The organism is Methylobacillus draconifructus (assembly GCF_045984385.1).
GTDB classification, from domain to species: Bacteria; Pseudomonadota; Gammaproteobacteria; order Burkholderiales; family Methylophilaceae; genus Methylobacillus; species Methylobacillus flagellatus_A.
The window spans coordinates 367,513-387,076 of the sequence record NZ_JBJQIJ010000003.1; the positions used below are offsets into that span (position 1 = coordinate 367,513).

Genomic DNA, 19,564 nt, shown 5'->3' on the forward strand with positions numbered 1-19,564 from the left:
CATGCGTGACCTCTTTCCAGCACTGAGTTGCCCTGCCGTCGTGACCGTATTATTGGCCGCCTGCCTTGCAGCCTGCGGCCGCGCTCCTGTCGAGCAAGCAGTCAACTATGATCTTGAATACCCGCCGGAAAACGGCGGCACGATGATTGACGCCACGCGCGGCGAACCCAGCGGCTTGATTACGATGATTGCTGGCGAGGCTGCTGCATCCGCAGTGGCGCAGAACATCTTCAGCAGCTTGCTGCGCTATGACAGGAATCTGGAATTCGAGGGGGAGCTGGCCGAGTCATGGCAGATTTCCCCGGACCAGAAAGTCATCACCTTCAAGCTCAAGCCCAACCTGAAATGGGCGGACGGCAAGCCGCTCACCAGCGCGGACGTCCTCTTCACATGGAAGCTCATCACCGACGACAAGACCAGGACGCCCTACGCCTCCGACTACAAGCTCGTCATCAAGGCCGAAACGCCTGATGCGCGCACTTTCAGGGTAAGCTACGCCGAGCCTTACGCCCCGGCGGTCAATTCCTGGGCGGGGTTGGACATCCTGCCCAAGCACCTGCTGGAAGGCAAAGATATCAACAATACGCCTTTTGCCCGAAACCCGGTGGGCAGCCATTACTACAAACTGGAAAAATGGCGTTCTGGCGAGCAGATTTCCCTCGTGAGCAATCCCCTTTCCACGCAGGGAATACCGAGGATAGAACGCCTGGTGAGCAGATTCATCCCTGACGAGGCTTCGCAGTTCCTCGAGCTGATGGCCAACAATATCGACACCATGGCGCTGTCGCCGGTGCAATACGCGCGTATCTTCCCCGCACGGCCAGAATTGCAGAAAAAATTCTCGCTTTACAAGGAGCTGGGCAATAGCTACACCTACCTTGGCTTCAACCTCAAGCGCAAGCCTTTCAACGATGTCCGGGTGCGCAAAGCCATCAATTACGCCATCAACAAGCAGGAGCTGATCGACGGCGTGTTGCTGGGCATGGGGGAGCCGGTCGCCTCCCCTTACAAGCCGGGCACCCGCTGGTCCAATCCCAACCTCAAGCCATACAGTTACGACCCCGCCAAAGCCAGGGCCTTGCTTGAGGAGGCCGGGTTCAAGAAAAACAGGAGCGGCATCCTGGAGCGCAACGGCAAGCCGCTCTCCTTCGAGATTCTCACCAACCAGAACAAGCAGCGTGAAATGAGCGCAGTGCTGATTCAGCGCCGGCTCAAGGAGATCGGCATCGATGTGCAGATCAGGGTGCTGGAATGGGCCAGCTTCATCGGCCGCTTCATCAAGACCGGCGACTTCGACGTGGTATTGCTCGGCTGGCAATTGGCGGTCGACCCGGACCAGTATGCCATCTGGCATTCATCCCAGCAGGCGCCGGGCCAGTTCAACTTCATCGGCTACAAGAACCAGCGCGTTGACCGCCTATTGGAGCGCGGACGCATGGAGCTCAACCCGGACAAGCGCATGAGCACCTACCACGAATTCGCAGAGATCCTGCTTGAGGACAGCCCCATCGTCTACCTGTTCGCAGGCTACGGCCTGCAAGCCATGCACAAGCGCATCAAGGGCATAGACAACCCTGCCCCGCCTGCCGGGATCGGGCACAATTCACAGGACTGGTACATTCCCAGGCCATTGCGTCGCACGGAGATCAGCCAGTGATGCCGGTTGCTGCCAATATGCTCGCTGACCTTGGACCGTCTTGCAGGAAGGCCTGCGCATGCTGAAATACCTATTGAAGCGCCTGTTCTGGATGGTGCCGCTGCTGATCGGCATCAGCCTGGTTTCCTTCCTGATCATCCATCTCGCGCCTGGCGACATCACGACCACCGAGGCCGGCTTCGACCCCAAGGCCAGCGAGGAGTCGCGCCAGAAGCTGCGAGAACTCTACAACCTGGACAAGCCCGTGATCGTGCAGTACGGCCTGTGGCTGCAGCGCATGGTCAAGCTGGATTTCGGCACTTCATTCGCCTCCCATCAACGCCCGGTGTTCTGGCAAACCAAGGACAAGGATGGCAACGTTACGCCGGGCATGATCCAGGAAGCGCTGCCCATTACCCTGCTCATCAATGTATTGAGCCTGGGCCTGATCATCGTCATCGCGCTGCCGCTAGGCGTCGTCTCGGCCCTGACGCAGAACCGCCTCCCGGACCGCGCCATCACCCTGTTCGTCTTCGTCGGGTTTGCCATCCCGGGCTTCTGGCTGGCATTGCTGCTCATGTACTGGACCGGCGTCATGAATGACTGGCTTCCCATTTCAGGGCTGCACAGCCAGGGTGCCGAACATATGCATTGGCTCGCCTACGCCTGGGATGCATTAAAACACCTGGCCTTGCCGGTGTTCATCTCGGCATTGAGCGGCTTGGCAGGCATTTCCTTGTTCGTGCGCAACGGTATGCTGGACGTATTGCACCAGGATTACATCACCACCGCGCGCGCCAAGGGCCTGCCGGAAAATACCGTGGTCTATGGCCACGCCCTGCGCAATGCATTGTTGCCGCTCATCACGATTTTCGGCCTTTCCATCCCCGGACTGATAGGCGGCTCCGTGATCGCGGAATCCATCTTTGCCATTCCCGGCATGGGCAAGCTGTTCTACGATGCCGTATTGATGCGGGACTTCCCAGTCATCATGGGCATACTCACCATAGGCTCGGCGCTGACGCTGCTGGGCAACCTGCTGGCCGACCTGGCCTACGCCTGGGCCGACCCGCGCGTACGTCGTGGAGTGATGCAATGAAGCGCGCGCTTTCGAACCCCTTGGCCCTGGCCGGCTTCATCATCATCGTCAGCATTTTCCTGCTGGCATTGCTTGCGCCGTTGATCGCGCCATACGAACCGGATGCCATCGACGTCAAGGCGATTTTGCTGAGCCCTTCCTCCAGCCACTGGATGGGCACTGACGCGCTGGGCCGCGATGTATTTTCGCGCATGCTGTTCGGGGCACGTATTTCTTTGCTTGTCGGGTTGGTTGCCGTCGGCATTGCCACAGTCATCGGCATCATCCTCGGCGCGATCGCGGGTTATTATCGCGGCTGGGTGGACATGCTCATCATGCGGGCTGTCGATGTCATGCTGTCGATCCCTACCTTCTTCCTGATCCTGGCTGTCATCGCATTCCTGACGCCATCCATCTGGAACATCATGATCATTATCGGCCTGACTTCCTGGATGGGCGTCACCCGCCTCGTACGGGCCGAATTCCTGAGCCTGCGCAACCGCGAATTCGTCATGGCCTCGGAAACCCTGGGGGCCAGCGACAATCGACTGATTTTCAGGCACTTGCTGCCCAACAGCATGACGCCCGTGATCGTCAGCTCGGTACTTGGCGTAGCGAGCGCAGTATTGATCGAGTCCGGCCTGAGCTTCCTGGGGTTAGGCGTGCAGGCGCCGCAAGCGTCATGGGGCAATATCCTCACCGACGGCAAGGAATATATTCAATTTGCCTGGTGGCTGTCCCTATTCCCCGGGCTGGCTATTTTGATTACCGTATTAGGCTACAACCTATTCGGCGAGGGCCTGCGCGACGTATACGACCCGCGCTCATCGCAATCGCGCAGCAGGTAGATTGATTAATGCAGCAAGCCGTGGAATTCCTCCAGCGGTAGCGGCTTGGAGAAGAGGTAGCCCTGGAATGCCGTGCAGCCGTACTGCCGCAGCATTTCCATTTGCTCACGGGTTTCCACCCCTTCGGCAATCACTTGCAGGTCCAGCGCTGCCGCCATCGCGATAATCGCTTTTACGATCACGGCGTCGTTGGCATTGTGCACGATATTGCCGACGAAGCTGCGGTCTATCTTGAGCTGGTTCAACGGCAAGCGCTTCAGGTGCACCAATGAAGAATAGCCGGTGCCGAAATCATCCATGGCAAAATGAATCCCCAGCTGCTGCAGCTCCAGCATTTTCTGCGCATTGTCCGATGTTCCCTCCATGATGAGGCTTTCCGTCAATTCGATTTTGAGGCGTGAGGGATTGATCTTGGTTGCTTCCAATATGTCCCTGATCTGCTTGACGAAATCCTCCTGGCATAACTGGCGGATGCTGATGTTGACTGACAGCACCAGGTCGCGGGTATGTTCATGCCGCTCCCATGCCTTGAGCTGCTGGCAGGCGGCGCTGAGCACGTAATGGCCGATGGGCAGGATCAGCCCGGTTTCCTCGGCAAGGGAGATGAATTGGGCAGGCGGCACAAGGCCACGCACTGGATGCAGCCAGCGCAGCAACACCTCGGCCCCGTAAGCGTGTTGCTCTGCGTCTACCTGAACCTGATAATAAAGCAGAAGCTGGTTTTGGCTGACTGCCATGCGCAGGTCCGCCTCCAGCCCTGCCTTGCGCTCTATCATTTCCTGCATGTGGGGGTCGAACAGACAATAGGTATTGCGCCCGGTCTGCTTGGCCTGGTACATCGCCGTATCCGCACGGCGCAGGATTTCATGGATATTGTCTTCGCCGCTCAGGATGCTGATGCCGACACTGGCCGTGCAGTGGTAGCGATAGCCCTTAAGCTCGTAGGTATGGCTGATCGCCTGGCATACCTTTTCCGCTACGCGCAAGGCGCCTTGCGTCGCAAGCTGCTCATCGCCGCTGATGTCTTCCAGCACCACCAGGAACTCGTCCCCGCCGAACCTGGCCACCATGTCGTTTTGCCGCACCGAGCTGCGTAGCCTGGAGGAAACCTCGGTCAGCAGCAGGTCGCCGAAATCATGACCCTTGGTATCATTCAGCGTCTTGAAGTTATCCAGGTCGATGAAGAAAATGGCGCCATAGGTTTTATTTTTTTGACTATTCACCAATGCCAGCGAAAGCCGATCCATCAACAAGCGCCGGTTGGGCAACTGGGTCAGCGGATCATAGAAAGCCAGGCGATAGATGTTTTCCTTGGCCTCTTTCTGCTGGCTGACATCGGAAAAAGTGGCGATGTAGTTGATGATATGGCTGCGGTCATCGGTGATCGCCCTGATCGTTAGCAGCTTGGGGTAAATGGTGCCGTCCTTGCGTTTGTCCCAGACTTCGCCCTGCCAGTAATGATGCTCGCGCAACTCATTCCACATCCTGCGGTAAAACAACGCATCCTGCCGGCCTGACTTCAGTAGCGAAGGCGTCATGCCCACTACCTCGTCCTGGCGGTATCCAGTCAGGCGGGTGAAGGCGCTATTGACCTTCAAAATGATATTGTTGGCATCCGTTACCAGAATGCCGTCCTGGCTTTCAAAGGCATGGCGGGTAATCCTGAGTTCGCTCTCCGCCTCCTGCAGGCGTTTTCTCAACTCGGCGACTTCGTGTTGCAGCAGCTCATATTGATCCCGCAGTTCCATGCTTGGCAGCAAATGGTGCAGCAACCTGCTCAGCCATTGCGGACATTTAAAGCCTTGTAAAGTGGCAGCCAGGGCACCGGTCCGCACAACAAACCCTACGCCATTCATATTCCCCGTGAAAAACGCCATTTCATCACTTTCGGTGTTATTGATATTGTGACTACTGCAAAATACATAACCATTATTTTAAAATGGTTATTTTGGTAAAAAAATATCGCTTGTTTTTACAACGATTGCCATGCGTATTGAATGCCCGCAATCGAGTAATAAGCTTTAACCAATCGTTAAATGTTAAATTGGCGACAATTAAAGCGTCAATCGATTTCCACAATTTGAGAATAGTACATTTGGCCTATTTAGCTGGCTCACACAAAATAAACTATCATTAATTTATTGAATAAAAACAAAAAAGCCGGGATTTCCCGGCCTTGATTATCTGTTGTTAAAAAATGCAATATTGACACATCGGTCATTTACAAATGTCAACTCGATGGTTTTATAAGTCCGCTTAGGGTCATATTTCACCAAGTCCTTGTAGTACCACATCTCCACCTGGTCAGGCTTACCCTGCTTGTCCGTCGGGCGTCCAATGACAGTGGACGCGTTGCTTGGCTTCACAGACTGCTCCTTCTTGAGCGGCTCGCCAAGCTGCTTGGCGACAACGCTGCGCGTCTTGTTACCGAAGGCGCTTAGAAACTCCTCTTCGGTGTAGGTCGTCTTTTTAGGCTCGGCCATCACGGGTGCAGTTACCATGATAGATGCGAGCAACGCGCCAACCACCAATAAACACTTCTTGTGCAATGCCATTACAACAACTCCTTCTTCCTCTGTATATAGGGCCCATCCGTCATGCGGCAAGCCCTTTTCATTAAAAATCAGCTATTTCAAGCTTGAGTCCATCATACCCTACCTGTACGGAGGATGGCAGCATTTTGCTGACCGCCTCGTACTCCATTTCATGTGTCATATGGATGAGATAGGTTTGCTTCGCGCCGATGATGGCTGCTTGTTCCAGGCTTTGTTCAAGGCTGAAATGCGTATAGTGCGGAGTGTAGCGCAAGCAATCCAGCAACAAGACATCAAGGCCGTGCAACAGTTCCATCGATGTATCGGGAATGGCGGAGGCATCAGTCAGGTATGCCATCCTGCCAAGCCGGTATCCATACATTTCCAGGGTGCCGTGCATTATCGGCACCGGGATTATCCGGGCACCGAACAAATCGAATGCGCGCTCGACCGGGTTCACGCTCAGAATGGGCAAATCCCAGTAATTCCCGGGTTCGCGGATCGCGTAGCCGAACTTGCTGACGATATGCGCCATCGCGTCCGGTTTGCCATATAGGGGGATCTGTTGACGCTGCTTCTGGCAAAAGGCGCGCAAGTCGTCAATGCCATGCAGGTGATCCGCATGCGTGTGGGTGTAAAGCACGGCATCGACATGGGTCATGCCTTCACGCAATGCCTGCAAGCGGATATCAGGGCCGGTATCGATGAGGATGTTCTTGCCGTTGCCCAGGGTGATTAACGAGGAACAGCGGCTGCGCTTGTTCTTGGGGTTGTCTGACAGGCAGGTGGCACACTGGCAGCCGATCACCGGCGTGCCGGCGCTGGAGCCGACGCCCAGCATGGTCAGGCGCACGGGCGCGCATCCTTGAACAGGCGGAAGAAGTTTTCCGTGGTCGCCAGCTCGACTTCCTGATAGCCGATGCCGCGCAGATTGGCGATTTCCTCGGCGACATAGCGCACGTAGGCAGGCTGGTTGAGCTTGCCGCGAAACGGCACAGGAGCCAGGTACGGGGAGTCGGTCTCGACCAGAATGCGGTCCAGCGGCAATGTCTTGGCCACCTCTTTCAATGCCACGGCATTCTTGAACGTCACGATGCCGGAAAAAGAGATGTAGAAGCCGAGCTCTATCGCAGCCAGGGCAACTTCCAGGCTTTCGGTAAAGCAATGCATGACGCCGCCCACCCGCTCCGCGTGCTCTTCCCGCATGATGCGCAGCGTATCCTCCGCTGCATTGCGCGTATGAATCACCAGCGGCTTTTTCGCACGGATGGCAGCCCGGATATGCGTACGGAAACGCTCGCGCTGCCACTCGAGGTCGCCGGTAAGGCGGAAATAATCCAGGCCGGTCTCGCCGATAGCGACCACTTTGGGATGTGCCGCCAGTTCGACCAGTTGGTCCTCGGTGAAATCCGGCTCGTCTTCATAATCCGGATGCACGCCGACAGAGGCATAGAAATTATCATATGCCTCAGCCACGGCAAGCACGTCGGGAAAGTCAGGCAATGTCACGGAGATGCATAACGCATGCCCGACCCGCTCTTGCTGCATGGCGCCACGCAGGGCTTCAAGGTTTTGACGCAATTCTGGGAAATTCAGATGACAGTGGGAATCAACCAACATAAAACAAATAAATCAATAAATTAAGAATTAGTATTAAAGCAAACTATTACATCGTGTGCGTAGGCCGCTGCGACTTCAACGCATTACCCAACAAACCTTCGATCTGGTTTCGCGCCTGAAGGCCGCCGTCCTTCTCGCTCAACTGCACCCCTATCCCTTGCGGGCGGTTGCCATGCGCGACCGGGCTGATCCAGACCACCCGGCCGGCCACTTTGAGCTTGTCGGGGTTGTCAAGCAAGCTGAGCAGCATGAAGACTTCGTCGCCGATATGGAATGACTTGTTGGTTGGGATAAACAATCCTCCCCCCAGGATAAAAGGCATATACGCCGCATACAAGGCCGCCTTTTCCTTGATCGCAAGCGACAGCACGCTGGGCTTGTGCGTTGCCTGCTTGTCTGCGTCTTCTTGTTCGCTCATGTTGACCTCTATCCGGAAAACAGCTTGCTGTACTGCAATAACAAATGCTCGAGTTGCAGTTCGTTATTCAAAGGATGGCTGGCCGAACGCCTCGCTTCATCCACCTGGCGCTGGAACGTCAGCAATGCGCTCAAGTCTACGCTTTTGCCCAGTGCTTGCAAAGCCGCGCTATCACGCACATGGTAACGCGGGACCGCGCCCAAGCTGACAGCGACAAGGTCGTACAGCCATTTCTGCAATGCGGTCGTCGCCTCTTCCATGCCGAGGGCGGCAAACTCGCTGGCCGAGCCGAACGGATCGAGCTTCTGGCCCAGGGCAAGTCGCGCTGGCACTAGCTGCATTTTGTCGCTGCCGGCTGCCGCCTCCGCAGCGCTGAGCGGCGACCCTCCGCTATAAGCCAGCCAGTACTGGGCGTCCTTAATGCCTTGCTGCTCTAGCCATGCCAGTGTTTCCGCCTCCGAAGGGGCAGGCATTTCCAATTGCTGGCAGCGGCTCATTATCGTGGGCAGCAGGCGCTGGGGGTGACTGGTCACGAGGATGAAGATGACGTCGGCCGGCGGCTCTTCCAGCATTTTCAGCAAGGCATTGGCTGAAGTCTGGTTCAAGGCGTCAGCCGGGTGGATCACGACGATGCGCAACCCGTCGTTCTGGTGGCTGGAAAGCTCGAGGAAACCGGCAAGCTCGCGTATCTGCGCCACGGATATCTGCGTGCTCTTGCGGGCTGGCTTCTTGCTGGCTGCCGCAGGCTCGGCAGCATCCTCCTGCTCCGGCGTCAAGAGGCGGTAATCGGGATGGCTGTTTTGCACGAACCAGCTGCAGCTGACGCAATGGCCGCAGGCATAGCCATCATCAGCGGGCGATTGGCACAACAGCGACTGTGCCAATGTATTGGCGAACTCCAGTTTGGCGATGCCCTGTTTTCCTCTCAGCAGCAAGGCATGATGCCTGCGTGCGCGCGACTGCTGCAAACGCTGCCAGGTGCTGGCATGCCAGGGATAACGCTGGCTTGTCATGCTCCGAACTTCTGCATGATATCGAGCACATCCACCCTGACCTCATCCAGCGGGCGGTTGCCGTCAACCAGCCGGAAACGTTGCGGCTGGGCTTCGGCGCGCGCAAGATAGCCATTGCGGATGCGGCGGAAGAATTCTGCGCTTTCGCGCTCGAACTTGTCTGGCGTCCTGGCCGCGGCCAGACGCGCCACGCTGATTTCCACCGGTACGTCGAACAACAGGGTCAGGTCCGGCTGCAGGCCCTGTTGCACCCATGCCTCCAGCGACTCGACCTTTTCGCGCGGCACGCCGCGCCCGCCGCATTGGTAGGCAAACGAGGCATCGGTGAAGCGGTCTGACACCACCCAGGCACCACGCGCCAATGCCGGCTCTATCACTTCGGCAATATGTTCGCGCCGTGCCGCGAACATCAGCAGGGTTTCGGTTTCCGCATGCATGCGCTCATGCAGCAGCAATTCGCGCAATTTCTCCCCCAATTGGGTGCCGCCGGGCTCGCGTGTGGAAACCACTTCCAGCCCGCGGGCCTTAAGCGCTGCGATGATGCCCTCTATGTGCGAACTCTTGCCCGCGCCATCCATGCCTTCCAGCGTAATGAATTTACCGCGCATTTCCGCCTTTCAATTGATATCGCACCACTGCGCGATTGTGTTCGGTCAGGGTACGGGAAAATTGATGGCTGCCATCGCCCTTGCCGACGAAATACAATGCATCGGTCTTGGCCGGGTGCAATGCCGCGGTAATGGCGGCCATGCCCGGCATGGCAATAGGCGTGGGAGGCAAGCCGACCCGCGTATAGGTATTGAACGGCGTATCGCGCAACAAGTCCTTCTTGCGCAAGTTTCCGTCAAACGCTTCGCCCATGCCATAGATCACGGTGGGATCGGTCTGCAAGCGCATGCCGATGCGCAGGCGGTTGAGAAATACGCCTGCAATGACGGCGCGCTCGCTCGCCTTGCCCGTCTCCTTCTCGACGATGGAGGCCATGATCAAGGCCTCATACGGAGAGCTGTAGGGCAAGCCTGCCGAGCGCTGTTCCCATGCCGCCTTCAGGCGGTTCTGCATCGCGACGTTCGCACGCTTGAGGATGTCCTGGTCGCTCATGCCCTTGCTGAAGAAATAAGTATCGGGAAAGAACAATCCTTCAGGGAGACTGCCGGCAGCCCCTATGTTGCGCATGATCTCTTCATCGGTATACGCCATGGTGAGGTGGCGCACCGATTCGTGGTTGTTCAGCGCCTGGCGCATCTGGGCAAAGGTCCAGCCCTCGATGAAGGTAATGCTGTCCTGGGTCACGTTGCCGTTGCTAAGGGTGATGAACAGTTCGTACGGCGTCTGGCCCGACTCCAGCAAATAGTTGCCGGCTTTGATGCCGCCGGCCATTTTCATGGCCCTGACCAGCAGGATGAAGCTCCACGGCTCCTTGAGCACACCCTGGTCGACCAACTGCTGGGAAATGGTGCGCAGGCTGCTGCCCATACGCAAATCGAACTCGACTGTCTTGGTGGGAAACTGCAAGGGGATGGTAACAAAATAAGCCATCCATGCGGCAAATGCGATGACCAGCAAGGTCACCAGCACAAACAAGCTCTTCAATATGCGCATGCTATTCCTGCAAAATTCGCCGCAACCTGCCAGCCAGTTGGCCTGCCGGCCAGGTTCGGCCATTGAAATCCACAACCTGCCAGACGCCGTAAAGGCTATTGCACATCAGCACCTCGTCGGCGTTCATCAGCTCGGCGAGCGTCAACGAGGTGATCACGGGAGTCAATCCAAGGCCGGGCGCAATATCCAGAATACGTTGGCGGGTAATACCAGCGACACCGCAGCGCTCAAGGCCGGGCGTCGCCAATATTGTACCTGAGCGTGCCAGGATATTGCTCATTACCCCCTCAATCACCAGGCCGTCCTGGTCCAGCATCACCCCTTCGCTGACGCCTGGATCGGTCCACTCCTGCCTGGCAAGTACGTTTTCCAGACGGTTGAGGTGCTTAATGCCGGCCAGCAGAGGCTGGTGCGACAGCCTGGTGCTGCAAAGATGCGCTCGAATACCTGCGTCGGCATTCTGTTCAGGATAGCCGGGCAATAGGCTGCGGATGGCGATACGCGTGACGCTGACGCGATCGGCAACCGCATATCCGCGCTCGGCGATGCCGCGGGTCAATATCAGCTTGGCGACGCCATTGCCCTGGTCCGCAAACAGCCGGGCTATATCGGCTTGCCAGGTAGGTTCGTCAGGACACGGCAGTTGGAGGCGCCTGCTGTCGTCGGCCAATTTGGCATAGTGCTCTGCCCAGGCTGCCGGCTGCCCCTGTACCACGCGGATGGTGCGAAATACGCCATCGCCGTAAGCAAGTCCGCGATCCAGCGGGGACACCCCCGCATCGGGGACACCGTTAATCAGGAAGGTGGTTGTGCTCATTGGGATATGTAAAATCAACAGCCGTCCATGCTAAAGCATATGCACCGGCTTAGAAAGATTTTCTCTCCACAAAAGCTGTGGATAATTTTGTGGATGGACTTCGGAAAGTACTGCTAAGCTACCGTTACCATTACAGTTTTTTTGAATCGCCCAGTTTTTAGGCAGATAATTTTATTTTTAAAAATCAATGATTTATAAAAACATCTATATAAACAAGCAGTAAAGACGACATCTTACTGTCATATGCCACAAATCTGTGCATAAAGGCCCGTGACTCTTCATAAGAGTGCACGGGCCTTTACGGAGTTTGCTTCGTTTTAAGTGTGAGTTAAATCTTGCGGAATACCAGGCTGCCGTTCGTACCACCAAAACCGAAGTTGTTTTTCACGGCCGCATCAATCCTCAAATCCCTGGCTTCATTGGCACAAAAATCCAAATCGCATTCAGTATCCTGATTGAAGATATTGATGGTCGGCGGAGATACCTGATGATAGATGGAGAGTACGGTGAATACCGACTCCAATCCGCCCGCACCGCCCAGCAAGTGGCCCGTCATCGACTTGGTGGAATTCACCACCAGGTTCTTGGCGTGGTCGCCAAATGCAGCCTTGATCGCATTGGTTTCATTCACGTCGCCTAACGGCGTGGATGTGCCGTGCGCGTTCACGAACTGGATCTGGTCGGGATTGAGGCCCGCATTCTTCAATGCATTGACCACCGAGCGGCGAGGACCATCCATGCTGGGAGCCGTCATATGGTACGCATCGGCACTCATGCCGTACCCTACCAGCTCCGCATAGATCTTGGCACCGCGCTTCTTGGCCGACTCATACTCTTCCAGCACAAGGACACCGGCCCCTTCGCCAATCACGAAACCATCGCGGTCGGCATCCCAGGGACGACTGGCCGTGGCAGGATCATCGTTACGGGTCGACAAGGCACGTGCGGCAGCAAAGCCGCCCACGCCAAGCTCAGTAATCGGCGCCTCGGCACCGCCGGCCACCATGATGTCGGCATCACCATATTCAATCATGCGGGCTGCGTCGCCAATCGAATGCGTGCCTGTAGTACAAGCCGTCACGATAGCGACGTTCGGACCCTTGAACCCATACATGATGGAAAGGTTGCCCGAAATCATGTTGATGATGGTGCCGGGAATGAAGAAAGGCGAAATCTTTCGCGGACCGGACTCGTGATAAACCTTGTCCGTATCCTCGATCAATTGCAGGCCGCCGATGCCGGAGCCGATGGAAACCCCAATCCGCTCGGCATTCTCTTCAGTCACTTCGATGCCCGCATCCTTCACTGCCTCGATCGCGGCAGCCATGCCGTATTGGATAAAGGTATCCATACGGCGAGCCTCCTTGGCGGGAAGATATTGCGATACGTCGAAGCCCTTCACTTCACCTGCAACTTGCGAGGCAAAAGGGCTGGCATCGAATTTAGTGATATTGGTGATACCGGATTGACCGGCCACAAGATTGGCCCAGGATGTTTGTACACCAATACCGACTGGTGACACAACGCCTAGGCCAGTTACAACTACCCTACGCTTGGACAAGGCAACTCCAAGTAAAAACGGAAATTGGGGAAAAAAGCTTACTTCAGGTTTGCGTTGACGTAGTCAATCGCTTGCTGAACTGTTGTAATCTTTTCGGCTTCTTCGTCAGGAATTTCGCAATCGAATTCTTCTTCCAGCGCCATCACCAATTCCACGGTGTCGAGAGAATCAGCACCCAGATCGTCAACAAAGGAGGATTCGTTCTTGACGTCAGCCTCGTTTGCACCCAGTTGTTCGGAAACGATCTTTTTAACGCGTTGTTCGATGTCAGACATCTAAATTATTCCTTTCAAGTTTAAGTCGCTTAAAAAAGCTCGGGCTATTCTATCAAAAGTCCCGAGGAATTCAAAAACAGAATGACTAATGATATAGGCCGCCATACAGGGCATTACGCCATGTACATGCCGCCGTTCACGTGCAGGGTTTCGCCTGTGATATATCCAGCGGCCGGAGATGCGAGGAAGCTTACTGCCGCAGCAATGTCGGCCACGTCGCCAAACCGGCCGGCCGGCACGCGCTTCAAGAGTTCTTCGCGTACATTGTCTGGCAGTTCGCGCGTCATGTCGGTATCGATGAAACCTGGCGCCACGCAGTTGACGGTAATGCCCCGGCTGCCGACCTCTGCCGCCAGCGAGCGCGTGAACCCCGCCATGCCGGCCTTGGCCGCCGCATAGTTGGCCTGGCCGGGATTGCCCATATGGCCCACTACGGAAGAAATATTGATGATACGGCCGCTTCTGGCCTTCATCATCGGGCGCAGCACCGCCTGCGACATCCGGTAGACGGAAGTCAGGTTGGTCGCGATCACGGCATCCCAGTCTTCGTCCTTCATGCGCATCAGCAAGGTATCGCGGGTAATCCCCGCATTGTTCACCAGGATGCCGACATCGCCAAACTGGCCGGCGATGCTCTTCAATACGGCCTCGACCTGCGCGGGGTCATTGACATCCAGCGCCAGGCCGATGCCGCCATGGGCGCTCAACGCCTGGGTAATATTGGCAGCGCCGGACTCACTGGTCGCGGTGCCGACTACCTTGGCGCCCTGCTTTGCCAGCTCCTGCGCAATGGCGGCGCCAATACCGCGGCTGGCGCCTGTAACAAGTGCAATTTGCCCTTCCAGCATGATTGCCCTCCTCCTCGATGATTATTGATTGAATTGCGCCTGGGCTTCCGCCAGCGCTTCCTGGTTGACCAATGCAATGCATGGCAGCTCGGCCACCGTGCGCTTGACCAGCCCGGCCAATACCTTGCCAGGACCGCACTCCGCGCTGGCAGTCACGCCGGAGGCATGCACAGCCTGCACGGTTTCCACCCAGCGCACAGGGCTGTAAAGCTGGCGCACCAAGGCATCCTTGACCTTGGCCGCATCTTCATATGCAGCCACATCCGCATTATGCAGCACTGGGATTTGGGCGGATGCGAAACCTACATCCTTGAGATACTCGGCCAGCTCATCCGCCGCAGGCTTCATCAGGGCGCAATGGGACGGCACGCTGACCGGCAGCAGCAAGGCGCGCTTGGCGCCCTTGGTCTTGGCAGCCTCGATACCGCGCTCAACCGCAGCCTTGTGCCCGGCGATCACGACTTGGCCCGGAGAGTTCAGGTTGACTGCTTCCAGCACCTCTCCTTGCGCCGCCTCGGCACAGGCCGCACGGACGGTATCGTCGTCCAGCCCGAGCACGGCCGCCATGGCGCCGACGCCTTCGGCCACCGCGCGCTGCATGACGTCGGCACGGAAGCGCACCAGAGGCAATGCAGCTTCGTAGGACACGATGCCGGCCGCAACCAGCGCGGTGTATTCTCCCAGGCTATGACCTGCCAGCACGGTCGGCAATGGCCCGCCCTGGGATTGCCACGCGCGCCATGTCGCAACACCCGCCGCCAGCATCAACGGCTGGGTATTGGTGGTCTGGTTGAGCGCGTCGTTGGGCTCGGTCGCCATGCGCCAGAAATCGACGCCAAGCGTATCGGAGGCCTCGACGAATGTGTCCTTGATCACGGCAAGGTCGCCAAAGCCCTGCATCATGCCGACGGATTGCGAGCCTTGCCCGGGAAAGAAAAATGCGAAATTCATGAATGCGGCCTTTTTAGGTCGTAAGGAATCGTTTGAATGAATTAATACTTGAGGAGCACGGAGCCCCAGGTAAAGCCGCCGCCAAATGCTTCCATCAGCACGGTTTCGCCACGCTTGATGCGCCCGTCGCGCACGGCGACATCCAGGGCCAGCGGTACGGATGCGGCGGAAGTGTTGCCGTGCTTGTCCACGGTGACCACCACCCGGTCCATTTCCATGCCCAGCTTGCGCGCGGTCGACTGCAGGATGCGGATATTGGCCTGGTGCGGGACCAGCCAATCGATGTCCGATTTCTGCATGCCGTTGGCTTCCAGCGTTTCATCGACGATGGCATCCAATGTATTCACCGCGATCTTGAACACGGCGTTGCCTTCCATATGGATGGTCTTGTCCTCGCCGCGGTTGGAAACGCCAGTCGGCACATTGAGCAGTTTTGTGTAGCTGCCGTCTGCGTGCAGATGGGTGGAGATGATGCCCTGCTGGTCGCTGGCACCCAGCACCACCGCGCCGGCGCCGTCCCCCCAGAGGATACAGTTGCTGCGGTCGGTCCAGTCGGTGATGCGCGACATGGTCTCGGCGCCCACCACGAGCGCGGTGCGCGCCGCGCCGCTGCGGATGAAATTATCGGCAGTGGCAATCGCATAGATGAAGCCGCTGCATACCGCCTGCACATCGAACGCAGGCGCGCCCGTATTGCCCAGCTTGTGCTGCAGCAGGCAAGCCGTGCTCGGAAACACGCGGTCGGGCGTCGTGGTGGCGACAATGATCAAATCCACGGCATCTGCAGTGACGCCCGCAGCCTCCAGTGCACGCTGTGCGGCATGGAAGGACAGGTCGCTGGTGAATTCGCCCTCGGCGGCAATATGCCGCTGGCGGATGCCGGTACGGGTATAGATCCACTCATCCGTTGTATCGACCATGCGCTCAAGATCAGCGTTGGTCAGAATCTTCTCCGGCAAATAGCTGCCGGTTCCCAAGATGCGCGAATAGATGGTCATATGCCCTCTTTATATATTCTCGGCACCCAGCGCAGCAGGCTGCGGCTTGAGGTGCTCGATTTCGAGTTGCTCGGTGATACGGTTCAGGACGCCGTTGCGCGACTCTTCCGCCGCCGCCTGGATCGCATATTGGAACGCCAGGCTGTCTGCGCCGCCGTGGCTCTTCACCACGACGCCGCGCAAGCCTAGGAAGGTGGCGCCGTTATAGCGGCGATGATCCAGCCTTCGCTTGAAGGCCTTCAGCACGGGCATGGCAATCAATGCCGTCAGCTTCGTCAGCCAATTGCGCTTGAATTCCTGCGTCAAAAAACGATTGACCATCTGGGCCAGACCTTCAGAGGTCTTGAGGGCGACATTGCCGACGAAGCCGTCGCAGACCACGACATCGGTCGTGCCCTTGTAGATGTCGTTGCCCTCGATATTGCCATAGAAATTGAGATGGCTCGCGCGCAGCAGTTCGCCCGCCTGTTTCACCACCTCGTTGCCCTTGATGTCCTCGGAGCCGATGTTGAGCAGGCCCACGGTAGGCCGCTCCTTGTGCTCGACGCAGGACACCAGCATGGCGCCCATGATGGCGAATTGCAGCAAATGCTCGGGAGTGCAGTCGGCATTGGCGCCGAGGTCCAGCATGTAAACCCGGCCTTTTTGGGTTGGCAGTATGCCTGCGATCGCAGGCCTGTCTATGCCCGGCAGCGTCTTGAGGACAAAACGCGCCGTCGCCATCAGGGCTCCGGTATTGCCGGCGCTGACGCAGGCATTGGCCTCGCCGCTCTTGACGAGGTTGATGGCCACACGCATGGAGGAATCTTTTTTGTTCTTGAGCGCGCTCTGGGGAGATTCGTCCATTGCCACCACTTCAGTGGCATGGTGGATCCTGAGGCGCGGGCCTGCCGCCGCCTTGTTGGCAGAAAGCTCGGCCTCGATCACATCCTTCAAGCCGACAAGAATGATGTTTAATTGGCTATCCTGCTTGATAGCGTTGAGCGCGGCGGGAATGGTGACATGAGGGCCATGATCGCCTCCCATCGCGTCGATAGCAACAGTTATATCCATGCTCACAATCGGAGGTTAAATACAAAAGCGCCAGCCGTAAAGGCTGGCGCATAAACCTGCAAACCCAGGGAGATTACTCACCCTTGGCTGGCAATACCTTGCGGCCACGGTAATAGCCGTTAGGGCTGACGTGGTGACGCAGATGGGTTTCGCCAGTGGTTGGCTCAACTGCCAGAGGCGGGTTGGTCAGGAAGTCGTGGGAACGGTGCATGCCACGCTTGGATGGTGACTTTTTATTTTGTTGAACGGCCATAATTTGCTCCTAATTAAACTAATCGTTTTGGCTTTTGCCGGCTTTAAAACCTTTTAACACAGCAAAAGGACTTGGTTTTTCCAACTCGACCTTGCCCGCGCCGCCGCACGCCTCTTCAGCATGCTTGGGTGCCAACGGCAAAGTCAGCAATATCTCGTCTTCTACCAGGTCTATCACCGGCATTTGCGTTTCCGCCACCAAGTAATCCACCTCATCGTCATATTCATCTGAATCTGGCGATGGAATCGCATCTTCACTGGTGACGATCACAAAATCTGCAGCCACATCCAGCGGGTATTCAAATGAATCCAGGCAACGCTGACAAGTCAGCTTGAGCGCACCGCGCACTTCTAAATGAAGCGTGGGTTTGCCCGACTCGTCCGCCCTGCCATTCAAGGTGATTTCCAGCGAACCATCGGTATCGGCCAGATATTCACCCAAGCGAGAAAATCGCAAGAGCGGGATTATATCATGAAACTCTTGCGCTTTTCTCGAGAAGTCGAGACTGTTGATAACAGGCATGTGGATTGCTTGTGCAGTCATAAGCCGCGCATGATATAATTTGCGGGTTTCCCTGTCAAAAATCAGCACTATTTTTCAGGTTTAGGTTTACTACGTGATCAAAAAAATTCTAATTGCCAATCGTGGCGAAATTGCCGTGCGTATCGTACGCGCCTGCTCCGAGATGGGCATCAAGTCTGTTGCTATATATTCTGATGCTGACCGCCACGCATTGCACGTCAAAAAGGCGGACGAGGCCTACAACATCGGATCCGATCCGGTGCTGGGCTACCTGAATGCACATAATATCGTCAATCTTGCCGTCGCATCGGGGTGCGACGCGCTGCACCCTGGCTATGGCTTCCTTTCCGAGAACCCCGAGCTCGCTGAAATCTGCGCGCGCCGCGGCATCAAGTTCATCGGGCCCGACGCCAAGGTGATTCGTCAGATGGGGGACAAGATCCAGGCGCGTACCGCCATGATCAAGGCTGGCATCCCATGCGTGCCCGGCAGCGACGGCAACCTGGAAAACCTGGAAGAAGCACGCAAGCTCGCCGCCAAGATCGGTTATCCCGTGATGCTGAAAGCCACCAACGGCGGCGGCGGCCGCGGCATTCGCCGCTGTAACGACGAAAAAGAGCTGCTAGGCAACTACGACCGCGTCATTTCCGAAGCCAGCAAGGCGTTCGGCAAGCCGGAAGTGTTCCTTGAAAAATGTGTGGTCAATCCGCGCCATATCGAGGTGCAGGTGCTGGCGGATAGCCACGGCAACGTCATCCATCTGTTCGAGCGCGACTGTTCGATCCAGCGCCGCAACCAGAAGCTGATCGAGATTGCGCCTTCCCCGCAATTGAGCAAGGCGCAGCGCGAGTATATCGGCAACCTGGCCGTCAAGGCGGCCAAGGCCGTAGGCTACAAAAACGCGGGGACGGTCGAGTTCCTGCTCGATTCCGACAACAACTTCTATTTCATGGAAATGAACACCCGCTTGCAGGTGGAGCATACCGTGACCGAGCAGATCACCGGCATCGATATCGTGCAGGAGCAAATCCGCGTCGCCGACGGCCAGCGCCTGCAGTACAAGCAGTCGGAAGTGCAGTACCGCGGCTTTGCCATGGAATTCCGCATCAACGCGGAAGACCCCAAGAACGACTTCCTGCCCAGCTTCGGCAAGATCACCCGCTACTACGCCCCCGGCGGCCCGGGCATCCGCATGGACGCCGCCATGTACAGCGGTTACGTGATCCCGCCCTACTACGACTCCATGTGCGCCAAGCTCACCGTTTGGGCGCTGAATTGGGAAAGCGTGGTGGAACGCGGTCGCCGCGCGCTCAACGACACGGTGGTGTACGGCGTCAAGACGACGATTCCTTATTATCAGGAAATCCTCAAGCACCAGGACTTCCGCAATGCCCAGTTCAACACCAGCTTTGTCGAGTCCCATCCCGAGCTTGCCAACTATGCAACCCAGTTCCCGCGCGAACTGATTGCAGCGGCGATTTCAGCCGCCATAGCTGCCCACGAGGGTATCTGAGGCTTAAAATTAACACCTTGAAGT

Annotated in this window: 21 protein-coding genes; 4 read left to right on the plus strand and 17 right to left on the minus strand. The window is 57.0% G+C overall.

Annotated elements, in window-relative coordinates:
- The first annotated feature begins 1 nt into the window (after position 1).
- Genes ACKF11_RS08050 through ACKF11_RS08060 form a run of 3 tightly spaced genes read left to right on the plus strand, consistent with a single transcriptional unit; the run spans position 2 to position 3,562 of the window.
- Positions 2-1,657 (plus strand): peptide-binding protein, encoded by a 1,656-nt coding sequence (locus ACKF11_RS08050; RefSeq protein ID WP_407996636.1) that lies wholly within the window; start codon positions 2-4, stop codon positions 1,655-1,657.
- A 58-nt stretch (positions 1,658-1,715) separates the two neighbouring features.
- A complete protein-coding gene (locus tag ACKF11_RS08055) occupies positions 1,716-2,735 on the plus strand; it encodes an ABC transporter permease (protein ID WP_309565312.1) in 1,020 nt (339 codons plus the stop codon).
- Positions 2,732-3,562 carry an ABC transporter permease gene (locus ACKF11_RS08060; protein ID WP_407996637.1) on the plus strand — a complete coding sequence of 277 codons (831 nt, stop codon included), beginning with the start codon at positions 2,732-2,734 and terminating at the stop codon, positions 3,560-3,562. Before ACKF11_RS08055 ends, ACKF11_RS08060 begins: the two co-directional genes overlap by 4 nt.
- A 5-nt stretch (positions 3,563-3,567) precedes the next feature.
- On the opposite strand, the gene ACKF11_RS08065 is transcribed toward ACKF11_RS08060, so the two are convergent.
- From ACKF11_RS08065 to ACKF11_RS08145, 17 genes are all read right to left on the minus strand, one after another.
- A complete protein-coding gene (locus tag ACKF11_RS08065; protein WP_407996638.1) occupies positions 3,568-5,310 on the minus strand; it encodes a putative bifunctional diguanylate cyclase/phosphodiesterase in 1,743 nt (580 codons plus the stop codon).
- A 432-nt stretch (positions 5,311-5,742) separates the two neighbouring features.
- Positions 5,743-6,117, minus strand: coding sequence for a hypothetical protein (locus ACKF11_RS08070; protein WP_407996639.1), 375 nt, complete (start codon positions 6,115-6,117; stop codon positions 5,743-5,745).
- Positions 6,118-6,178: 61 nt separating this feature from the next.
- The gene (locus tag ACKF11_RS08075) at positions 6,179-6,949 is read right to left on the minus strand and encodes an MBL fold metallo-hydrolase (RefSeq protein WP_407996640.1); all 771 of its coding nucleotides are present in this window, start codon (positions 6,947-6,949) and stop codon (positions 6,179-6,181) included.
- On the minus strand, positions 6,940-7,716 hold the full coding sequence (locus ACKF11_RS08080; protein ID WP_407996641.1) for a TatD family hydrolase: 777 nt from the start codon (positions 7,714-7,716) through the stop codon (positions 6,940-6,942). The genes ACKF11_RS08075 and ACKF11_RS08080 overlap by 10 nt, the downstream gene beginning before the upstream one ends.
- A gap of 46 nt (positions 7,717-7,762) precedes the next feature.
- Positions 7,763-8,134, minus strand: coding sequence for a PilZ domain-containing protein (locus tag ACKF11_RS08085; RefSeq protein ID WP_407994887.1), 372 nt, complete (start codon positions 8,132-8,134; stop codon positions 7,763-7,765).
- A gap of 8 nt (positions 8,135-8,142) precedes the next feature.
- The gene (gene holB, locus ACKF11_RS08090; RefSeq protein ID WP_407996642.1) at positions 8,143-9,147 is read right to left on the minus strand and encodes a DNA polymerase III subunit delta'; all 1,005 of its coding nucleotides are present in this window, start codon (positions 9,145-9,147) and stop codon (positions 8,143-8,145) included.
- The gene (tmk, locus tag ACKF11_RS08095; RefSeq protein ID WP_407996643.1) at positions 9,144-9,755 is read right to left on the minus strand and encodes a dTMP kinase; all 612 of its coding nucleotides are present in this window, start codon (positions 9,753-9,755) and stop codon (positions 9,144-9,146) included. The genes holB and tmk overlap by 4 nt, the downstream gene beginning before the upstream one ends.
- Positions 9,745-10,749, minus strand: coding sequence for an endolytic transglycosylase MltG (gene mltG, locus ACKF11_RS08100; RefSeq protein ID WP_407996644.1), 1,005 nt, complete (start codon positions 10,747-10,749; stop codon positions 9,745-9,747). Before mltG ends, tmk begins: the two co-directional genes overlap by 11 nt.
- A 1-nt stretch (position 10,750) precedes the next feature.
- Positions 10,751-11,566, minus strand: a complete 816-nt coding sequence (gene pabC, locus ACKF11_RS08105) for an aminodeoxychorismate lyase (RefSeq protein WP_407996645.1) — start codon at positions 11,564-11,566, stop codon at positions 10,751-10,753.
- 328 nt (positions 11,567-11,894) lie between these two features.
- On the minus strand, positions 11,895-13,127 hold the full coding sequence (gene fabF / locus ACKF11_RS08110; protein ID WP_407996646.1) for a beta-ketoacyl-ACP synthase II: 1,233 nt from the start codon (positions 13,125-13,127) through the stop codon (positions 11,895-11,897).
- Positions 13,128-13,165: 38 nt separating this feature from the next.
- On the minus strand, positions 13,166-13,402 hold the full coding sequence (acpP, locus tag ACKF11_RS08115) for an acyl carrier protein (RefSeq protein WP_011479726.1): 237 nt from the start codon (positions 13,400-13,402) through the stop codon (positions 13,166-13,168).
- Positions 13,403-13,515: 113 nt separating this feature from the next.
- Positions 13,516-14,250 (minus strand): 3-oxoacyl-ACP reductase FabG, encoded by a 735-nt coding sequence (gene fabG / locus ACKF11_RS08120; protein WP_407996647.1) that lies wholly within the window; start codon positions 14,248-14,250, stop codon positions 13,516-13,518.
- A gap of 21 nt (positions 14,251-14,271) precedes the next feature.
- Positions 14,272-15,201 carry an ACP S-malonyltransferase gene (gene fabD, locus ACKF11_RS08125; RefSeq protein ID WP_407996648.1) on the minus strand — a complete coding sequence of 310 codons (930 nt, stop codon included), beginning with the start codon at positions 15,199-15,201 and terminating at the stop codon, positions 14,272-14,274.
- A gap of 41 nt (positions 15,202-15,242) precedes the next feature.
- Entirely contained in the window at positions 15,243-16,199 is a 957-nt protein-coding gene (locus ACKF11_RS08130) for a beta-ketoacyl-ACP synthase III (protein WP_287111516.1), read from the minus strand.
- Positions 16,200-16,208: 9 nt separating this feature from the next.
- A complete protein-coding gene (plsX, locus tag ACKF11_RS08135) occupies positions 16,209-17,252 on the minus strand; it encodes a phosphate acyltransferase PlsX (RefSeq protein WP_407996649.1) in 1,044 nt (347 codons plus the stop codon).
- A 73-nt stretch (positions 17,253-17,325) separates the two neighbouring features.
- Positions 17,326-17,505, minus strand: a complete 180-nt coding sequence (gene rpmF / locus ACKF11_RS08140) for a 50S ribosomal protein L32 (RefSeq protein ID WP_230341835.1) — start codon at positions 17,503-17,505, stop codon at positions 17,326-17,328.
- A gap of 18 nt (positions 17,506-17,523) precedes the next feature.
- The gene (locus ACKF11_RS08145; protein ID WP_407996650.1) at positions 17,524-18,048 is read right to left on the minus strand and encodes a YceD family protein; all 525 of its coding nucleotides are present in this window, start codon (positions 18,046-18,048) and stop codon (positions 17,524-17,526) included.
- A gap of 73 nt (positions 18,049-18,121) precedes the next feature.
- On the opposite strand from ACKF11_RS08145, the gene ACKF11_RS08150 reads away from it, so the two are divergent.
- Positions 18,122-19,540, plus strand: a complete 1,419-nt coding sequence (locus tag ACKF11_RS08150; protein WP_407994896.1) for an acetyl-CoA carboxylase biotin carboxylase subunit — start codon at positions 18,122-18,124, stop codon at positions 19,538-19,540.
- Positions 19,541-19,564 lie beyond the last annotated feature (24 nt).